Origin of the sequence: Rubellimicrobium rubrum, assembly GCF_006152115.1 — a bacterium.
GTDB classification, from domain to species: domain Bacteria; phylum Pseudomonadota; class Alphaproteobacteria; order Rhodobacterales; family Rhodobacteraceae; genus Rubellimicrobium; species Rubellimicrobium rubrum.
Genome location: NZ_VDFU01000003.1, coordinates 141,119 through 157,596, shown reverse-complemented (window position 1 = coordinate 157,596; position 16,478 = coordinate 141,119). Strand labels below are relative to the sequence as shown.

At 67.9% G+C, this 16,478-nt stretch carries 11 protein-coding genes; 6 read left to right on the top strand and 5 right to left on the bottom strand.

Annotation, left to right across the window (positions count from 1 at the left end; translation table 11 throughout):
- Window positions 1–40: 40 nt before the first annotated feature.
- The 4 genes from FHG66_RS03840 to FHG66_RS03825 form a co-directional block, all read right to left on the bottom strand.
- A complete protein-coding gene (locus FHG66_RS03840; protein WP_139075370.1) occupies window positions 41–1,003 on the bottom strand; it encodes a magnesium transporter CorA family protein in 963 nt (320 codons plus the stop codon).
- Between the two features lie 79 nt (window positions 1,004–1,082).
- Complete coding sequence (locus FHG66_RS03835) at window positions 1,083–2,981, bottom strand: acyl-CoA synthetase (protein WP_139075369.1); 1,899 nt, start codon at window positions 2,979–2,981, stop codon at window positions 1,083–1,085.
- A 97-nt stretch (window positions 2,982–3,078) separates the two neighbouring features.
- Entirely contained in the window at window positions 3,079–4,872 is a 1,794-nt protein-coding gene (locus tag FHG66_RS03830) for an ABC transporter transmembrane domain-containing protein (RefSeq protein WP_139075368.1), read from the bottom strand.
- 112 nt (window positions 4,873–4,984) lie between these two features.
- Complete coding sequence (locus FHG66_RS03825) at window positions 4,985–6,106, bottom strand: S1C family serine protease (RefSeq protein WP_246082446.1); 1,122 nt, start codon at window positions 6,104–6,106, stop codon at window positions 4,985–4,987.
- A gap of 142 nt (window positions 6,107–6,248) precedes the next feature.
- Here FHG66_RS03825 and FHG66_RS03820 point away from each other — a divergent pair, with 142 nt between their 5' ends.
- The 5 genes from FHG66_RS03820 to FHG66_RS03800 all read left to right on the top strand — a co-directional run bounded on the left by FHG66_RS03820 (window position 6,249) and on the right by FHG66_RS03800 (window position 12,484).
- A complete protein-coding gene (locus FHG66_RS03820) occupies window positions 6,249–7,043 on the top strand; it encodes a lytic murein transglycosylase (RefSeq protein ID WP_139075367.1) in 795 nt (264 codons plus the stop codon).
- 681 nt (window positions 7,044–7,724) lie between these two features.
- The gene (locus tag FHG66_RS03815) at window positions 7,725–9,317 is read left to right on the top strand and encodes a polysaccharide lyase family 7 protein (RefSeq protein ID WP_139075366.1); all 1,593 of its coding nucleotides are present in this window, start codon (window positions 7,725–7,727) and stop codon (window positions 9,315–9,317) included.
- A gap of 155 nt (window positions 9,318–9,472) precedes the next feature.
- Window positions 9,473–10,333, top strand: a complete 861-nt coding sequence (locus tag FHG66_RS03810; RefSeq protein WP_139075365.1) for a putative selenate ABC transporter substrate-binding protein — start codon at window positions 9,473–9,475, stop codon at window positions 10,331–10,333.
- Window positions 10,330–10,995 carry an ATP-binding cassette domain-containing protein gene (locus FHG66_RS03805; RefSeq protein WP_139075364.1) on the top strand — a complete coding sequence of 222 codons (666 nt, stop codon included), beginning with the start codon at window positions 10,330–10,332 and terminating at the stop codon, window positions 10,993–10,995. The genes FHG66_RS03810 and FHG66_RS03805 overlap by 4 nt, the downstream gene beginning before the upstream one ends.
- Complete coding sequence (locus FHG66_RS03800; RefSeq protein WP_139075363.1) at window positions 10,985–12,484, top strand: PhnE/PtxC family ABC transporter permease; 1,500 nt, start codon at window positions 10,985–10,987, stop codon at window positions 12,482–12,484. Before FHG66_RS03805 ends, FHG66_RS03800 begins: the two co-directional genes overlap by 11 nt.
- Before the next feature lie 366 nt (window positions 12,485–12,850).
- Here the strand turns inward: FHG66_RS03800 and FHG66_RS03795 are convergent, their stop codons facing one another.
- The gene (locus tag FHG66_RS03795) at window positions 12,851–13,813 is read right to left on the bottom strand and encodes a TIGR03885 family FMN-dependent LLM class oxidoreductase (protein WP_139075362.1); all 963 of its coding nucleotides are present in this window, start codon (window positions 13,811–13,813) and stop codon (window positions 12,851–12,853) included.
- A 506-nt stretch (window positions 13,814–14,319) separates the two neighbouring features.
- Between FHG66_RS03795 and FHG66_RS03790 the strand changes: the two genes are divergently transcribed.
- Complete coding sequence (locus FHG66_RS03790; protein WP_139075361.1) at window positions 14,320–16,464, top strand: putative bifunctional diguanylate cyclase/phosphodiesterase; 2,145 nt, start codon at window positions 14,320–14,322, stop codon at window positions 16,462–16,464.
- Window positions 16,465–16,478: the final 14 nt, after the last annotated feature.

The window sequence follows — 16,478 nt, the reverse complement described above, 5'->3', positions numbered from 1 at the left end:
GGTCAGGATAGGCGGCGATGCGGCGGCGCGGCAAGGCGGCTCAAAGCCAGCCGCGCCACTTGAAGTAAGCCCAGCTCAGCACCGCTGAAAGAACCATCAGCACCAGCGCCATCGGATAGCCCCAGGGCCAGTCCAGTTCGGGCATGTTGTGGAAGTTCATCCCGTAGACCGTCCCGATCAGCGTCGGCGGCAGGAACAGCACCGCCACGACCGACACGATCCGCACCGTCTGGTTCTGGCTCAGGTTCACCATGCCAAGCGTGGTGTCGGTCGCGAGCCCGACCCGCCCCGACAGGAAGTCCACATGCACCTCGAGCGCCTGCATATCGCGCATCAGCGTCTTGACGAAGCCCTTGAGGCCCAGGTCCTTGCGCTCTTCCATCCAGAGCCCGAAGACCGAAAGCATCCGTTCGGTCGTCAGCAGACCCAGGCGCACCCGCGCCAGCACCTCGCCCTGGCGGCCCACGGCCCGCAGCGCCTCCTCGAGTTCGGCCGGGGTGAGCGGCTCGCTCGATCCGGCGTAGACCCGCGCCGCGATGGTGTCGAGCGCGCGCCCCGTCGCCTCCAGAAGGTCAGCGAGGCGCGAGACTATCTCCTCCACGAGCCCAAGGAAGAGCCTCAGATGCGTCGCGCAGCCGGTGGAGGACCGGTCCGCGCGGGCCGAAAAGGTCTCGAAGGGCCGCGGCGCGTGGTGCCGTACGGTGACCAGCCGCTCCGGGGTCAGGATGAAGGTCACGGGACCGCTGAGCTGCGCTCCGTCGGGCAACTGGCCCGGCAGGATCGCCGTCATGAAGTCGTTGCCGTTCTCGCGGTACAGACGGTTGGAGATCTCGATCTCCTCCATGTCCGCCAGCGTCGGCACCTCGATCCCGAGCTGCTCGGCCACCTTGGCCGCCTGCTCGGGCTGAGGCCGGTAAAGATCGACCCAGATCGCTTCGCGCAGGTCGGCGCTGGGCCCCATCCGCTCCAGGCGGCGGTCCACGAGACGATAGGCGAAGAGCATCAGGAAGCCTCCGGGGGCAAGCGGCCCGGATGGCTATACTGACGGGGCGCGCGCTGTTCCACCCCGGCGCGGATGGACCTCAGTCGTCCTGGCTCCAGGCCCAGGGGCGCGTATAGGCCCCGAGCGCCCGCTCTACGTCCTCGTCTGCGACGGAGCCGGTGCGCCGGAGCTGCGCCACAAGTCCCAGCTTGCGGTCCTCCACCACCTGGGCCACCTCGGCCGCCACGTCGGCGTTGGCAAGCGCTTCGTCATAGACCCGCTGGATGGCTTTCCGGCGCAGGTCCGGCTTGAAGATCTTGCCGACCGCGGTCTTGGGCAGATCGGACATGATCTCCAGGTGCTTGGGCTGGGCGGCCCGCTCATGGACATGGGCGCGAGCGTGTTCGAGCAGCTCCGCCTCGGTCGCGGAGGCGTCCTTGACCAGCTCCACATACACGCAGGGCACCTCTCCCGAATGGGCGTCGGGCTGGCCGATGGCTCCGGCGAAGGCCACCGCCGGATGGCTGCACAAGGCGGACTCGATCTCGGCGGGGTCGATGTTGTGGCCGCCTCGGATGATGATGTCCTTGGCGCGGCCCGTGATCCACAAATACCCATCGGGATCCCGCCGCCCCAGGTCGCCGGTGCGCAGCCAACGCACCTGGCCGTCCTCGCCGGGGTAGAACATCGCGGCGTTCCGTTCGTCCTCGGTATAGGTGCGCCCGCTCCAGACGCCGGGGCTCGCCACGCAGATCTCGCCCACCTCGTCGGTCTCGCACTCCATGTGGGTATGGGGGTCAACGATGCGGACGCGCGTGTAGGGGAACGGCACCCCGATCGAGCCGATCTTCTTTTCGCCCTGTGGCGGGTTGATCGACACGAGGCAGGTCGCCTCGGTCAGGCCGTAACCCTCGCAGATCGTCACGCCCGCCGCCTTCTCGAACCGTCGGTACAACTCGACGGGCAGCGGCGCGGAGCCGCAGAAGGCAACTTGGAGCGAGGAGATGTCGGCGTTCACCGGCCGCTGCATGAGCGCCGACAACGCCGTGGGCACCGTGATGAGGAAGGTGACGCGGTACCGCTCGATCAGCCTCCAGAAGTTGTCGAAGACCCCTTCGCCCCGATACCCTGCCGGGGTGGGCAGCACGATATGCGCGCCCGAGGCGATGGACGCCCCCATGCAGACCACGGCGGCAAAGACGTGGAACATGGGCAAGGGGCAGATCATCGTGTCGTTCTCGGTGAACAGCAGCCGATGGGCCACCCAGCCATTGTAGATGAGCCCCCGGTAGCGGTGCTGCGCAAGCTTTGGCAGGCCCGTGGTTCCCCCGGTGTGGAAGTAGGCCGCGACCCGGTCGCCCGCGCTGTCCTGGAATTGCAGCGTTCGGGGCTGGCGCCCGACCTCGCGGCCGAAATCGAGAACGCGGGCCTTGTGCCGTACCGGGCTTCTGGGCCGGATCAGCGGCACCACCAGCTTCTTGACGCCGGTCAGGTAGCGCAGGAGATCCACCTCAATGACGGTGTGGATGTCGGGCGCCAGCGCCACCGCCTCGGCCGCCTTCTGCGCCACATCGGTCTTTGGAAACGCCCGCAGGGTCACCAGCACCTTGGCCCTCGTTTCCCGCAGGATGCCCGCAATCTGCTCGGCGTCGAGAAGCGGGTTGATCGGATTGACGATCCCCGCCACCTGACCGCCCAGATAGGTCAGGATTGCCTCGGTGCAGTTGGGCAGGAGATAGGCCACCGCGTCGCCTTCCCCGATGCCCAGCGACCGGAACAGGTTCGCCGTCTGCGCCACGCGCTCGTGAAGCTCGCGCCAACTCAGCGTTTCGCAAGGGGCCTTGGGGTCCGACAGGAGCTGGAAGGTGGTGGCCGGGCGTCCGCCCACTCGCTCGGCGGTTCGGCTCAGGACGCCCCAGGTCGTGCGCGGCAGATCGCGGTCGTCCCACGGCCCTTCCGACTCGATGGCGGCACTGTCGGCGAGACCGGCGAAGGCCATGACCCGTTCCTCCCTTGATCAAGGGCCGACTTGATGACGGCTCCCCGTGATCACGAGAATGGGATCGGGAGCCGGGCCAGACAAGCCCGACGCGGGGTCATTCGGCTGCGAGGCCCTCGGTGAACTGGAGCCGGGCCAGGCGCGCGTATAGCCCACCCTGCGCCACCAGGGCGTCATGGGTGCCCTCGGCCACGACCTGGCCCTCCTCCAGCACGACGATCCGGTCGGCGCGCTTCACGGTCGCCAGACGGTGCGCGACGATGATGGTGGTGCGGTCCTTGGACAAGGCCTCGACCGCGGTCTGCACCGCACGCTCGCTTTCCGCATCCAGCGCCGAGGTTGCCTCGTCCAGAAGCAGCAGCGGCGCGTTCCGAAGGATCGCCCGCGCGATGGCGATGCGCTGCTTCTGCCCGCCGGACAGCATCACCCCCCGCTCACCCACGAAGGTATCGTAGCCGTCGGGCAACCGCGTCAGGAAGTCGTGCGCGGCGGCAGCGCGAGCAGCGGCCTCGACCTCGGCATCCGTGGCCTCGGGGCGGCCAAAGCGGATGTTGGCGCGCGCCGTGTCGCCAAAGATCACCGGGTCCTGCGGCACCAGCGCGATCTGGCGGCGCAGCGCTTCGCGCGACATCTCGCGAAGGTCCACGCCGCCCACCCGCACGGCCCCCTCCTGGGGGTCCCAGAACCGCTGGAGAAGCTGGATCACCGTGGTCTTGCCGCCCCCCGACGGACCGACTAGCGCCACCGTCTCGCCCGGCCGGACGGTCAGCGACACGCCACGCAGGGCGCTACGGTCGGGCCGGGTCGGATAATGGAACGTAACCCCGTCCAGACGCACCTCGGAGGCGGCAAGGCTGGGCACGGCAACGGGCCGGGCGGGGTCCTGAACGCTGTCCTCCATGCGGAGCAGCTCCACCAGCCGCTCGGTCGCGCCGGCGGCGCGCTGGACCTCGCCCCAAACCTCGGTCAGCGATCCCACGGCCCCCGCGACCAGGACCGCGTAGATGACGAATTGGACAAGGCTGCCGATGGTCATGGTCCCGGCCGCCACGTCGCGCGCGCCCACCCACAGGACGCCCACGACGCCCGAAAAGATGAGGAAGATCACGATGGCCGTCATCACCGCCCGCACGCCGATGCGGGTCCGGGCCGACAGGAAGCTTTTCTCCGTCAGGTCGCGGAAACGCGCCCGCACGGGCTCTTCGGCGGTGAAGGCCTGCACCGTCTGCGCGGCCTGCAGCGACTCCGAGGCCGAGGCCGAAGACGCCGCGATCCAGTCCTGATTCTCGCGCGACAGCCGCCGAAGCCGCCGCCCCAGCACCACGATGGGCAGGATGATGGCGGGCACGATCAGCAGCACCAGCCCCGTGAGCTTGGCCGAGGTCCACAGGAGCAGCGCCAGCCCCCCGAACAGGATCAGGGTGTTGCGCAGGGCGACCGAGATGGACGATCCGATCACCGACAGGATCAGCGTCGTGTCGGTGGTGATCCGGCTCAGCACCTCGCCGGTCATGAGGCGTTCGTAGACGGCGGGGCTCATGCCCACCATGCGGTCGAAGACGGCGGTGCGGATGTCCGCGACCACCCTCTCCCCCAGCCGGGTCACGAGGTAGTAGCGCAGAGCCGTGCCGACAGCGAGCAGCCCCACGATCAGCAGCGCCGCGCCGAAATACTGGTCGAGCAGCTGGGTTTCCGCGATGCCGAAGTTGTCCACGACGCGGCGCACCGCGATGGGCAGGATCAGCGACACCCCCGCCGTCAGCACCAGCGCGATCAGCGCCAGCGTCAGCATGCCGCCATAAGGCCGCATGAAGGGCCACAGCGCAGCCAGCGCACCCACGCGACGGGACGAGGCGCGGTCTTCTTGGTTCTGTCGAGGGGGTCGGGCCATCGGGATGCCTAAATGTCGTGCGACCCCGGATACCGGTGGCGAACCCTCGGGGCAAGGCTGGAGGTCTGCGACCCTTGCGCCCGCTCCACCCTTGGGGCCTGCGGGCCTGCCCCTAGCTTCCGGCCAGGACGGGCAGATCCACCGTCCGCTCCTCTCCGCCGCCGGTGTCAAAGGTCACGGCCACCCGGTCGCCCACGGCGTGACGGTCCAGCGCGCCCAGGAGGTCGTCGAGCGTCGCGACCGGCTCCCCTTCCAAGGCGGTCACCACATGACCGGGGCGCACCCGGCCGTCGCGCAGCAGGTCCGCAGGCTCCACCCCGGCCCGCGCCGCCTCGGAGCCCCGGTCCACGTCCAGCACGACCGCCCCCGGAAGGCCCTGTCGGTTGATCGCGGCGTTGATGCGCGGATCGAAGACCAGCCCGAGCGTGGGCGGGGTATAGCGCCCCGATCGGATCAGTTCGGGCACGACGCGGGCAACCGTCGCGGCAGGGATGGCGAAGCCGATGCCCGCGCTCCCGCCCGAGGGGGAGTAGATCGCCGTGTTCACCCCGATCACCTGCCCCGTCGAATTGAGCAGCGGCCCGCCCGAGTTTCCGGGGTTGATCGCGGCATCGGTCTGGATCAGGCCCTGCCGGATGCTGCCCGATTGGTCGCCCGGAAGCTCCCGCTCCAGCGCCGAAACGATTCCCGTGGTCAGCGTCCAATCAAGCCCGAAGGGGTTGCCGATGGCCAGCACGCGAGAGCCCACCAGCGGCGGCTCGGGGGCGGCCAACTGGAGCGGCGCGGGCAGCTCCTCGCCCTCGATCAGCAGGACGGCGAGATCATGGAGCCGGTCGGCGCCCACCAGCCGCGCGTCGAAGGCGCGCCCGTCGGCCAATTGGACCGAGGCGGCGGTGGCGCCCTCGATCACATGGGCGTTGGTGACCACATGGCCTTGCGCATCCCACAGCCAGCCCGACCCGGTGCCCAGCGGCACCTCTCCCGCGCTGCGCCCGAACAGGTCGCGCTGCGCCGCCGAGGTGGAGATGGCCACAACGCTGTCACGGGTCGCACCGAACAGGTCGATCGTGGCCGCCTCGTCCGAGCCTTCTGGGGCCACCGTGATGGAGGGCGCGGGCGCGGGCGGGGCCGAAACGATTGCGGGCGGCCCGAACAGGCCGGCGCCGGCAAAGCCGATCCCGATCCCCAGGCCCAGTGCCAGCGCCACGATCACAGCAATGAGAAGGGCTCGCACCCGGTGTCCCCCGTTTCCGTGAGGCGGGGCCGGCCCGACTGGAAGGAGCCTTGACCCGCGCCATGTTCCCCCGCGAACCTAGACAGATCCCCGGCAGGCTCAAGACGATGCCGCCGTGACCGCCTTCAAGGAGACTTCCCACGTGCGACCTGCTCTTCTTCTTGCCGCCCTCGCCCTAGCCGGCCCGGTGGCCGCTCAGGGCCTGACCTGCGGAAACGACGCCTCGGGCTTCGAGGCCTGGAAGCAGGGCTTCGCCCAGGTCGCCGCAGCCAATGGGGTGGGCGAGCGAGGGCTTTCGGCCCTGGCGGGCACGAGCTACGCCACCCGCACCATCGACGCCGACCGCAACCAGCACAGCTTCCGCTATCCCCTGGACGAGTTCATGCGCATCCGCGGGGCCGAGACGATCGTGTCCCAGGGCCGCCGCATGCTGGCCGAGAACCCCGAGTTCTATCAGTCCCTCGAATCCGCCTATGGCGTCCCCGCCGGGGTGCTGATCGCGATCCACGGCATGGAGACCGGGTTCGGCAACTTCATGGGGGACTCGAACGTGCTGTCGGCCATTACGACCCTGGCCTACGATTGCCGTCGCCCCGACTTCTTTGCACCCCATGCGCTTGCGGCGCTTGCGCTGGTGGATCAGGGCTCCGTCTCGCCGCAGTCGGTGGGGGCCATGCATGGGGAACTGGGGCACACCCAGTTCCTTCCGGGCAACATCCTTCAGTACGGCCAGGACGGGAACGGCGACGGCCGGGTGGACCTGACCGACGTGGCGGATGCGATGGCCTCGACGGCCAACTTCTTCCGGGGCAAGGGCTGGCAACCCGGCGCCGGCTATCAACAGGGCGAGCCCAACTATCCGGTGCTCCAGGAATGGAACGCCGCAACGGTGTACCAGCAAGCCATCGCCCTGATGGCCGCGCAGATCCAGGGCTGACGCGCCGCTCCCCTGGTCCCCAGCCAGTCCTTTCGGACAGGTCACGTCAGGCTGGCCGAGCGGGATCGATCCGATCAGGCTCGGCCAAGCCATGACATGCCTTCTTTGTCGGCAGGCTTTTGCCGGCACGATGGGCCAATGGCCGAGCAGCCCAAACTGTCCAAAGAGGCAACTTGGCCCGACGTCTTCGGCATTTCCGAAGGCATGACGCCCATGTCACACCCTGCCGCCGGACCCGATCCTAAGTCTTTGATTTGTCGTCGGTCAGTCGGCCCCCCAACAAATTTCATCCACAGGCAGGAACCTTGGGCGGATCCCGCCATTTCGTTCATGCACACGGCCCGATCATGCTGCTTGCCGGCTGATCGTTAAGCGGAATACCCCACCCATCCCGGGCAGGTTTCCGCTAATCCCTTGATATTGCCCCCGTTCAGGGTTGGCAGCCAAAAGCCATGCGTGCTGTAAACCCGCTTGCCTGCTCCGACAGATCTGTCCTTGGGCCGGGCGCCAGCCGCGATGCGGCCTGAATGCAATGAAAGCGCCGCAAAGGCGCGCGACGTGGGACAGTGCCATGCAATCCAGCTTCCTGTCGTCCTTCGGGACGGCCGGGTGCGACCATGATGTCGTGCCCTTCTCGATCATGCCTCGGGGCCTTTGGGCTCGTCGTGGGGGAGCGCTCTCATGCCGTTGAGCGCATCGGTTCGCCCGGGGCAGAACTTCGACCTGCGGGACTGGAAGCTGCAGTTGCCGGTGGACAGCGCGGGCGGCTTCGCGGGCCGTTACACCGAGATCAAGGACCTCTCGTCCTATGTCAGCGACTGGTTCCGCACGGGTTCCGACGGCGCCATGGTGCTGCAGGCCCCCGTCGAGGGCGTGACCACCGGCGGCGCCCGCTACGCCCGGTCCGAGCTGCGCGAGCTCGTGGGCGGCCAGAACGCCGCCTGGACTCTCGACCAGGGCGGCTCGATGGCGGTGGCCATGCAGGTGGACTACGTGCCCCAGACGTTCGACGGCGCACCGGCCAAGGTTGTGGTGGGCCAGATCCACGGCGGCGACCACCAGCTCGTGCGCATGTACTGGGAGAACGGCACCGTTTACTGGGTCAACGGCCGCAACGAGGTCCAGGCCCGCGACGCCCATCACGAGTTCAAGGACGCCCAGGGCCGTACCCCTCAGGTCAGTCTCGACGAGACCTTCACCTACAGCTTCGCCGTCAAAGGCCACGCCCTGACGCTGACGCTGCAGGCCGACGGCACCACCTACACCAGTTCCATCACCATCGGCGGCGGCTGGGACGACAACCGGTTCTACTTCAAGGCCGGCCTTTACCTCGGCACGAACGAGGAGACATCGCGCGGCGAAGGCCAGGTGTCGATCTACGGCATCGACGTGCGCCATGACGGCGCCGCCGTCGTCGATCGGCCGGACACGACGCCGGTCGAACCGCCCAATGAACCCGGCACGCCGACCGCGCCCGTCAATGGCGGGACGGGCACACTGCCTCCGCCCCCGCCCCCGCCAGCCCCGCCACCGACCAGCGGGTCGGGCGTCGTCACGGACGGCGGCTCGGGCAGGGTTCTCCAGGGGACATCGGGCAACGATGTCTTCGTAGTCAGCCACAAGAGCACGACCGTCAGGGACCTGGGCGGACAGGACATCGCCCAGAGCACCAGCGACTGGGTCATGAGCGAAGGCGTGGAGACGCTGGCGCTCCAGGGGTCGAGCAACATCAACGGCGTGGGCTCGAACGGCAACGACGTCATCATCGGCAACGCAGGCGCCAACTTCCTCAAGGGCAACACGGGCGACGACGCCCTGTCCGGCAACGGGGGGGATGATCGTCTGTTCGGCAGTGCGGGCAACGACCTCATGCAAGGCGGCGACGGCGCGGACCTCCTCGACGGCAGCGCGGGGAACGACCGGCTCGAAGGCGGCGCGGGTAACGACATCCTGTTCGGCAGCAGCCAGCAGGACAGCCTGACGGGCGCCGAGGGGGCCGACACCTTCGTCTTCACCGCACTCAGCCACAGCCGGGTCAACGCGGCCGACGTCATCACCGACTTCACCTCGGGCGCGGACCGCATCGACCTCCAGGCGCTGGATGCCGACACGACCCGCGACGGTGACCAGGCCTTCACCTGGGGGGGGAGCGGCATCGGCCACCTCGTCCTCCAGAACAGACACCTCGTGGCCGACCTCAACGGCGACGGCCGGATGGACTTCGACCTCGACCTCCGGTCGGCCCGCATCCAGGAGTCCGACATCCTGCTCTAAGCCCGGCTCCGGCACGGCAAGGCGCGGCGGCCGACATCGTGGCCGCCGCGCTCTGGTCCCGCGGGCGCGGCCGGCATGGCGGCGATTGAAGCGGGCGCGGGTCGGGCGTAGACCCCGCGGGAACGCTTCCAGACACGCCAAGGCCAGACCCCGCCATGACATCACTCCGCACCCTTTGGGCCATCGGCCTCGGCATGATCGCCGCGTCCGGCGCCTCGGCCCAGACCCTCTATTTCTCGGCCATCCCCGACGAGGACGAGACCGCTCTCGTGGAGCGCTTCTCGAGGGTGGCCGACTATCTCGAGGCCCAGCTCGGCGTCGATGTCGAATACGTGCCCGTCAAGGACTACCCGGCCGCCGTGACCGCCTTCCGCAACGACCAGGTGCAGCTGGCCTGGTTCGGCGGGCTCACCGGCGTGCAGGCGCGGCTCCTGGCCCCCGGCTCGCGCGCCATCGCCCAGGGCAAGGAGGACATGGCCTTCGTCACCTACTTCATCGCCCACGAGTCGACGGGCCTTGAGGAAAGCGCGGAGTTCCCCAAAGCGGCACGCGGCATGACCTTCACCTTCGGCGCCCGCACCTCCACCTCGGGGCGGCTCATGCCCGATCACTTCATCCGGCAAGAGATCGGCGAGGCGCCTGACGCATTCTTTGCCGACGTGGGCTTCTCGGGCGACCATTCGCAGACCCTGCGGCTTGTGGCATCGGGGGCTTATCAGGTGGGCGCGCTCAACTTCGCCGTCTACGACCAGGCCGTCGCGGACAACGCGCCCGAGGTCGAGACGACCCGCATCATCTGGAAGACCCCCTCTTATCCCGACTACAACTGGACCATTCGCGGCGACGTGGACGCCCGCTGGGGCGAGGGGTTCTCCGACCGGGTGCAGGCGGCGCTGCTGGGGATGACCGACCCCGACCTCCTGGCCGCCTTCCCGCGCGAGGGCTTCGTTCCCGCCACCAATGAGGATTACGCCCCCATCGAGGAGGTGGCTCGCCAGCTCGACCTTCTCGAATGAGCCAGCCGATCCTCCGGGCCGAGTCGCTGGGCTATGGGACAGGGGTGGTGCTGCACAGCGTCAGCTTCGCCCTCGCTCCGGGCGAACGGGTCGTGCTCCTGGGCCGCAGCGGCGCGGGCAAGACCACGTTCCTCAACGCGGTTCACGATCGCCTCGTCGCGGCAGGCCAGAGGATCGCGCTGGTGCCACAGGATCACGTGCTGGTCCCGCAGCTTTCGGTGCTACGCAACGTGCTGATGGGGCGGCTCGACGACCACGGGGCTCTGGCCAACCTCGCGAGCCTGATCCGACCGCGCCGGGCGGACCGGGCCGAGATCCTGGCGATCCTGGCCGGTCTTGGCCTGTCGCCCGAAGCGGACCGCGCCGTCGAGGGCCTGTCCGGCGGGCAAAGGCAACGGACGGCCTTGGCCCGCGCCCTGTTCCGAGGCGGCGAGGTTCTGATCGCCGACGAACCGGTCTCGGCGGTGGACGCCACGCAGGCCGCCCAGCTTCTCGGGCTCATGCGCGCGCGGTTCCCGTCGGCGGTGCTGGCGCTCCATGACGTCGATCTCGCGAGGGGCTTTGCGACCCGCCTGATCGGCCTGCGGGGTGGTCGCATCGCGTTCGACGCCACGCCGCCCCGCGTGTCGGATGCGGAGGTCGAGGCGCTCTATGCTCCCTGAGCGCCTGTCTCGCGGGTCGGTCGTGGCGCTCTTTGCCGGACTGGCGCTCCTGCTCCTGCCCTTCGCGGATCTCCATGTCGCGGGGCACGATCCCTGGGCGGCGGTGGGCCGGATGGCTCAAGGCGTCCTGCGGCCCGATTTCGCGGCCATAGAGCAGGTCGGCTGGTCGCTCGTTCTCACGGTCGCCTTCGCAGTGGCCGGCGTCGCCCTGGGCGGGACGGCAGGGCTCGCGCTCGCACCCTTCTACGGCAACCGGATCGTCCGCCTAACCTGCGTCGCGCTCCGCTCGGTGCACGAGCTGTTCTGGGCTCTGCTGCTGATGCAAGCTCTCGGCATCGGCGCCCTGACCGGCGTCCTGGCCATCGCCCTTCCCTACGCCGGGATCTTCGCCAAGGTCTTTGCCGAGCAGATGGAGGACGCCGACCCCCGCCCCTCGGCCGTCCTCCCGCCCGGTGTCGACCCCCTGTCCCGGTTCCTTTTTGCCCGCGCGCCGCTGATGCTCCCGGCGATGCGGACCTACTCGCTCTACCGCGTCGAGTGTGGCCTCCGATCAAGCGCCGTGCTGGGCTTCGTCGGGCTGCCGACGCTGGGCTACCAACTTGAGACCGTGTTCTCCGAAGGGGATTACGGCGCGGCCAGCGCCATCCTCATCATCTACGTCTCCCTGATCGCCACGATGCGCCTCTGGATGCGGCCCCACCTCGTTCCGCTCTGGGTGCTGCTGTCCGGCGTAGTGCTGACCTCCCTGTCCAGCCCTCCCATGGGTCAGGGCGCACTCCTGCGTTTCCTGACGGTGGACATCGTGCCAGCACCTCTGCGGAACGGCGAAGGGCTGGGTGCTTTCCTCGCCTGGCTTTGGCCGCTCCTGACCGGGCAGGTCATCCCCGGCCTCGCCGCCACGTTGGTGGTGGCGCAAATCGCGCTCGTGCTGACGGGGCTCGTGGCCGTCGCGACGTCCGGGCTAGTCGTACCCTCGATCGCAGGCCGCTTGGGCAGCCTGGCCGGACACCTCGCCCTCGTGATCCTCCGCTCGATTCCCGAGGTGATGCTGGCCTTCGTCTTTCTCCAGATCCTCGGCCCTTCCATGCTGCCCGCCGTGCTGGCGCTCGCCATCCACAACGGCGCGATCATCGGCCACCTGCTGGGCCGCGAAGCCGAGGCAACCGGCGCGACGCTCCGCCGCGATGCGCCGCGCGGCCTCACGCTCTGGGCCTGGGAGCTTGCGCCGCGCCTGTTCGGCCGCTTCCTCGCGCTCTGCCTGTACCGGTGGGAGATCATCCTGCGCGAGGCCGCCGTCATGGGCCTCCTGGGCGTCGCCACTCTCGGCTTTTTCGTGGACGGCGCGGTGGCCGAGCTACGGCTGGACCGGGCCGTCGTGCTCCTCGTGTCGGCGGGCGTCCTGACGGCTGGCGTCGATGCCCTGTCGCGCGCGCTGCGGCGGCGGATCGGGGCGGACCGGGCGCGCATCCAACGGGACACGTCCTGCTAGGCCTAGGACTGCGCAGGCCCGTCGCAACCCTGTCGGCGCCCGCGGCGGGCACGCTATTCGCGGGTCTCCTGCTCTCGGTGCTACTCGCGCATCTCGCAGACCTCTGGAACCGGACTGCTTTTCAGGCCAGTGCACCCACGCGCCCGAGGGGACCTCGGTGGAAACGTCGGACAGCGTTGCCTCTTGTCGATGACGTAGCACAATTCCAGACCAGCCGGACGCAGTAGAAGCAGGCTAGCTGGGCGCGTGAACGTGCAGGCAAGCTACTCGATCCCTGCCCCCGTTCATCTCGGGCGAAGCGAGCGACGTAAGCTAGGGCCAACCTAACCACTCTCCATCCGACCCCGAGAAGCGTCGTCCGGTTCGCTACACCCTGAGCTGGGGCAGAACTCTGGCCCCGAAAACGTCGAGGAACCCCTCCTGATTGCGGCCGACCTGGTGCAGGTAGATCTCCTCGAAACCCATCTCGGCATAACGCCCGATCCATTCCACATGCTGGTCGAGGCTGGAGGACACCAGAATCGACTCCGCGACGTCCTCGGGTCGGACATGCTTTGTGGCGGTTTCGAATTGCTCGGGGGTGCGCAACTCCCAATTCACCTCGCCGCCCAGAACGTTGGTGCGCCACTGCTCCCAGGCGCCCTGGACGGCCTCCTCCTCGGTCGGAGCCCAGTTAAGCCCCACCTGCATCACGAGCTTCTTTCCTTCCCCTCCCCCGCGCCGGAAAGCGTCCACGACCCCCTGCACCTGATCGGGTTCGCCACTCACGGTGAGGAGACCGTCGGCCCAGCCGCCCACGAACTCCGCCGTGGCCTCGGTCACGGCCGCGCCCAGCAGCAACGGCGGCGTCGCTGGGCGCGAGTAGATCTCGGCGTCGACCATGGTGATGCGGCCATAATGGGAGACCCGCTCCCCGGCGAGGAGGCGGCGTATGAGGTCGGCGGACTCCTTCAGGCGGGCGTTGCGCTCGGACTTCTCGGGCCAGGCCACGCCCATGATGTCCTCATTGAGCCGCTGGCCGCTGCCCAGCGCGAGCCAGAAGCGGCCGGGGAACATCTCGGCCAGCGTGGCCGCGCTCTGCGCGACGATCGCCGGATGGTAGCGATACCCCGGCGCGGAGATGGAACCCACGGGAAAGCTCGTGCGCGCCAGCGCCGCACCCAGCCATGACCAGGCAAAGCCCGAATGCCCCTGCTGCGAACCCCAGGGCCGGAAATGGTCCGAGCACTTGGCCGCATCGAAGCCAGCTTCCTCGGCGTGCTGGACCAAGCGGAGAAGATCGGACGGCGGAAATTGCTCGTGGGAGGCATGATAGCCGAAGCGGGCCATGAAGAACTCCGAGCCAGACTGATCTCAGGCAACCTGTTGAGGGGCTGAGGGTTCCCAGCTCGATCCGGACTGCTCTCTTGGGCGGAGATCGGTGCCGTGGTGCGGACGTCGAACGACAAGATCACGGCAAAGAGCCTCACCCTTGTGACAGGCGGTCCAAAAGGATCAGGCTCTGTCCCCGTTACCGCTGATCTTCCAACGTCCTCAGGGCTCCAAAGGATCAGAGACCGGCGCTTCTGCGGTGCAAGCACGAGCCTCCGGGGGCTAGGTGAGATTCACCGGGCCCGCCGAGTTCATCCGACAGCCCTTGGTCGATCACCAGCAAGCCAAAGCCGGACCTTGCAGGCGGCGCAACGTCGCTGTTTCGCCCTCAACTTCCTGATACTTGTATGCATTCGTCCAGCACAGAGAGCGTCCCGGTTCCTTCTCTTAAGCGCTCCGTTAAATGCTGGCGCCTATTGCTGGTCCAAAGAATTGTTGTTCCAGGCGCATAGTGGGAGGCAGGGATGCATCGGCTACCAGGCCGCATCGCGGCGGTAATGGTTGGCACGGTTCTGGTGTTCATCCTCACAATCGCGGTTGCCCTCACTTGGATGAGCCACGCCCTCAATCGTCAGGCTCATGACAATGCCTTCATTCAGATCGAGAACGCTCGAACGAGCTTGCTGGATCAAACGCGCCTGCTCATGCTCGACTACGCCAAGTGGGAAGCAGGGGTACCGCTGGTCAGGTCCCGGGATCTGTCCTGGATCTACGACAACATCGGATCGACGGCGGTCGCCGGGGTCTCCTTTCAGCTTGCGGTGTTGTGGGGCGGCCCCTTTGCTGACGATGTGGGCTGGCAGGAGGAGGGCGGCTCCGACCCAAGATCGGGGCTTTTTGCCTCGGACTTGCTCGACATGGTCGAAGCGCATCTCAGAAGGATCCCACTCAATCTTTATCGCGGCACTGAATTCTTCATCTGGCATGGAAATGCTGTTTACACTGTCGCTGCGGCGCGGGTCGAGGCGGACGCACCAGACGCGGTTGCCGACCTTATCTCGCGCGACGACACCACGCCCCGCATCCTGATCGCTCGCCGGCTGGCCGGCAGTACGATCGCGCGCACCGCCAAGGACTACCAACTCACCGACCTGAACGTCGTTCGACAGCCGCCGCAGGGTCGCTCGTCAGTGCCACTCCTGGGCGGAGACGGCCAGCCCGTCGCCTACCTCGCCTGGAGCACGCCGCATCCTGGGACCACGATGCTTCGGCAGATGGCACTCCCGCTCCTGTTGGTGATTTCCATCGCTGTCTGCTTTGCGGGCTTTGGCGTTGGCCTTGTACGCCGCAACGCCGAGCACCTCGTTGCGGCAGAGCGGCACGCCCGGACGGCGGCTCGAACGGACGCGCTCACCGGATTGCCCAACCGGGCGGCCTTCAATGAGGCTTTGAACCTGCCGTTCGCCGGCGAACGTGCCGTCCTGTTCTTGGATGTGAACGACTTCAAGCGTATCAACGACAGCATCGGCCATGAAGCCGGGGATCAGGTGATCATCAGCGTGGCCCAGCGCCTCGCAAGGCTCACCGACCCGCATTGCCTGCTCGCGCGCATCGCGGGCGACGAGTTCGTGTTCCTTGTCACCGGCTCGGACACGGAGGTCCGCACGCAGCGGCTTGCCCATGCGGCGGAACGCCAACTCGGTGCGCCCCTTCGCATCCTGAATCACCAGATCCAAGTGCAGATGGCCATGGGCTACGCCATCCAGCTGTCGGACAGCACCTCTGGCAAGGATCTGGTGCGACAGGCGGATCTGGCCATGTATGAAGCCAAGCGCCACAAGGGACACAACGGCTTGGTGGCCTACAGTTCGGTCATCGACCAGGCGTCACGCGATGCCGGGGCCATCGAAGGGGGGCTTCGGCGGGCGCTGGCCCGGCCGGGCGAGCTTTCTGTCGCGTATCAGCCGATCGTCGGAGCAGAGGGCCAGTTGGTGCGGGCCGAGGCGCTGGCGCGTTGGACCTCATCTGAACTGGGGCCGGTAACACCCGACCGCTTCATTGCCGTGGCCGAGCAGTCCGGGCTTATGGTGGAACTAGGGCGCACGCTGATCGATCTGGTCTGCAACGACCTCGTGGCCCATCCCGAACTGGCGGTGAGCATCAACGTCTCGCCGTTGCAGCTCATGGCTCCTGACTTCATCCCGGGGTTGGTCGACACGTTCAGGCGGCATGAGATCGCCACCAGCCGGGTTGAAGTGGAGCTGACGGAGTCTGTCCTTGTTGATGATGCCCGTCTGGCGGCTCAACGCATAGGGGAACTCCGCACGGCAGGGTTCTCGATCGCGCTCGACGACTTTGGCACAGGCTACTCATCGGTTGGCTACCTGGAGCAGCTCGGATTCGACACGCTGAAGATCGACCGCTCGTTCGTCTCCAAGATCCGCGACTCGGCCAAGGGGATCGCCGTCGTCGATGGCATGATCCGCATGGCGCACGGCCTCAATCTGCGCGTGGTGTGCGAAGGCATCGAGGCAGCCGAAGAGCTTGAACTCCTGCGCGAGCTGGGCTCGGACTTGGCGCAGGGCTATCATCTGGACCGGCCCCTCCCAATCGAGGCTCTGGCCGAACGCTGGCTTCGCCAAGCAGGCCGACACTTGGAGGTGGCCTGACGATCGGGAACGAA

What these genes read in the sequence shown, in the direction of transcription:
- FHG66_RS03800 (WP_139075363.1), top strand. Translation starts at nt 10,985, where the DNA reads ATGCTCCCTGAGCGCCTGTCTCGCGGGTCGGTCGTGGCGCTCTTTGCC.
- FHG66_RS03840 (WP_139075370.1), bottom strand. Translation starts at nt 1,003, where the DNA reads ATGCTCTTCGCCTATCGTCTCGTGGACCGCCGCCTGGAGCGGATGGGG.
- FHG66_RS03815 (WP_139075366.1), top strand. Translation starts at nt 7,725, where the DNA reads ATGCCGTTGAGCGCATCGGTTCGCCCGGGGCAGAACTTCGACCTGCGG.
- FHG66_RS03805 (WP_139075364.1), top strand. Translation starts at nt 10,330, where the DNA reads ATGAGCCAGCCGATCCTCCGGGCCGAGTCGCTGGGCTATGGGACAGGG.
- FHG66_RS03790 (WP_139075361.1), top strand. Translation starts at nt 14,320, where the DNA reads ATGCATCGGCTACCAGGCCGCATCGCGGCGGTAATGGTTGGCACGGTT.
- FHG66_RS03795 (WP_139075362.1), bottom strand. Translation starts at nt 13,813, where the DNA reads ATGGCCCGCTTCGGCTATCATGCCTCCCACGAGCAATTTCCGCCGTCC.
- FHG66_RS03830 (WP_139075368.1), bottom strand. Translation starts at nt 4,872, where the DNA reads ATGGCCCGACCCCCTCGACAGAACCAAGAAGACCGCGCCTCGTCCCGT.
- FHG66_RS03810 (WP_139075365.1), top strand. Translation starts at nt 9,473, where the DNA reads ATGACATCACTCCGCACCCTTTGGGCCATCGGCCTCGGCATGATCGCC.
- FHG66_RS03835 (WP_139075369.1), bottom strand. Translation starts at nt 2,981, where the DNA reads ATGGCCTTCGCCGGTCTCGCCGACAGTGCCGCCATCGAGTCGGAAGGG.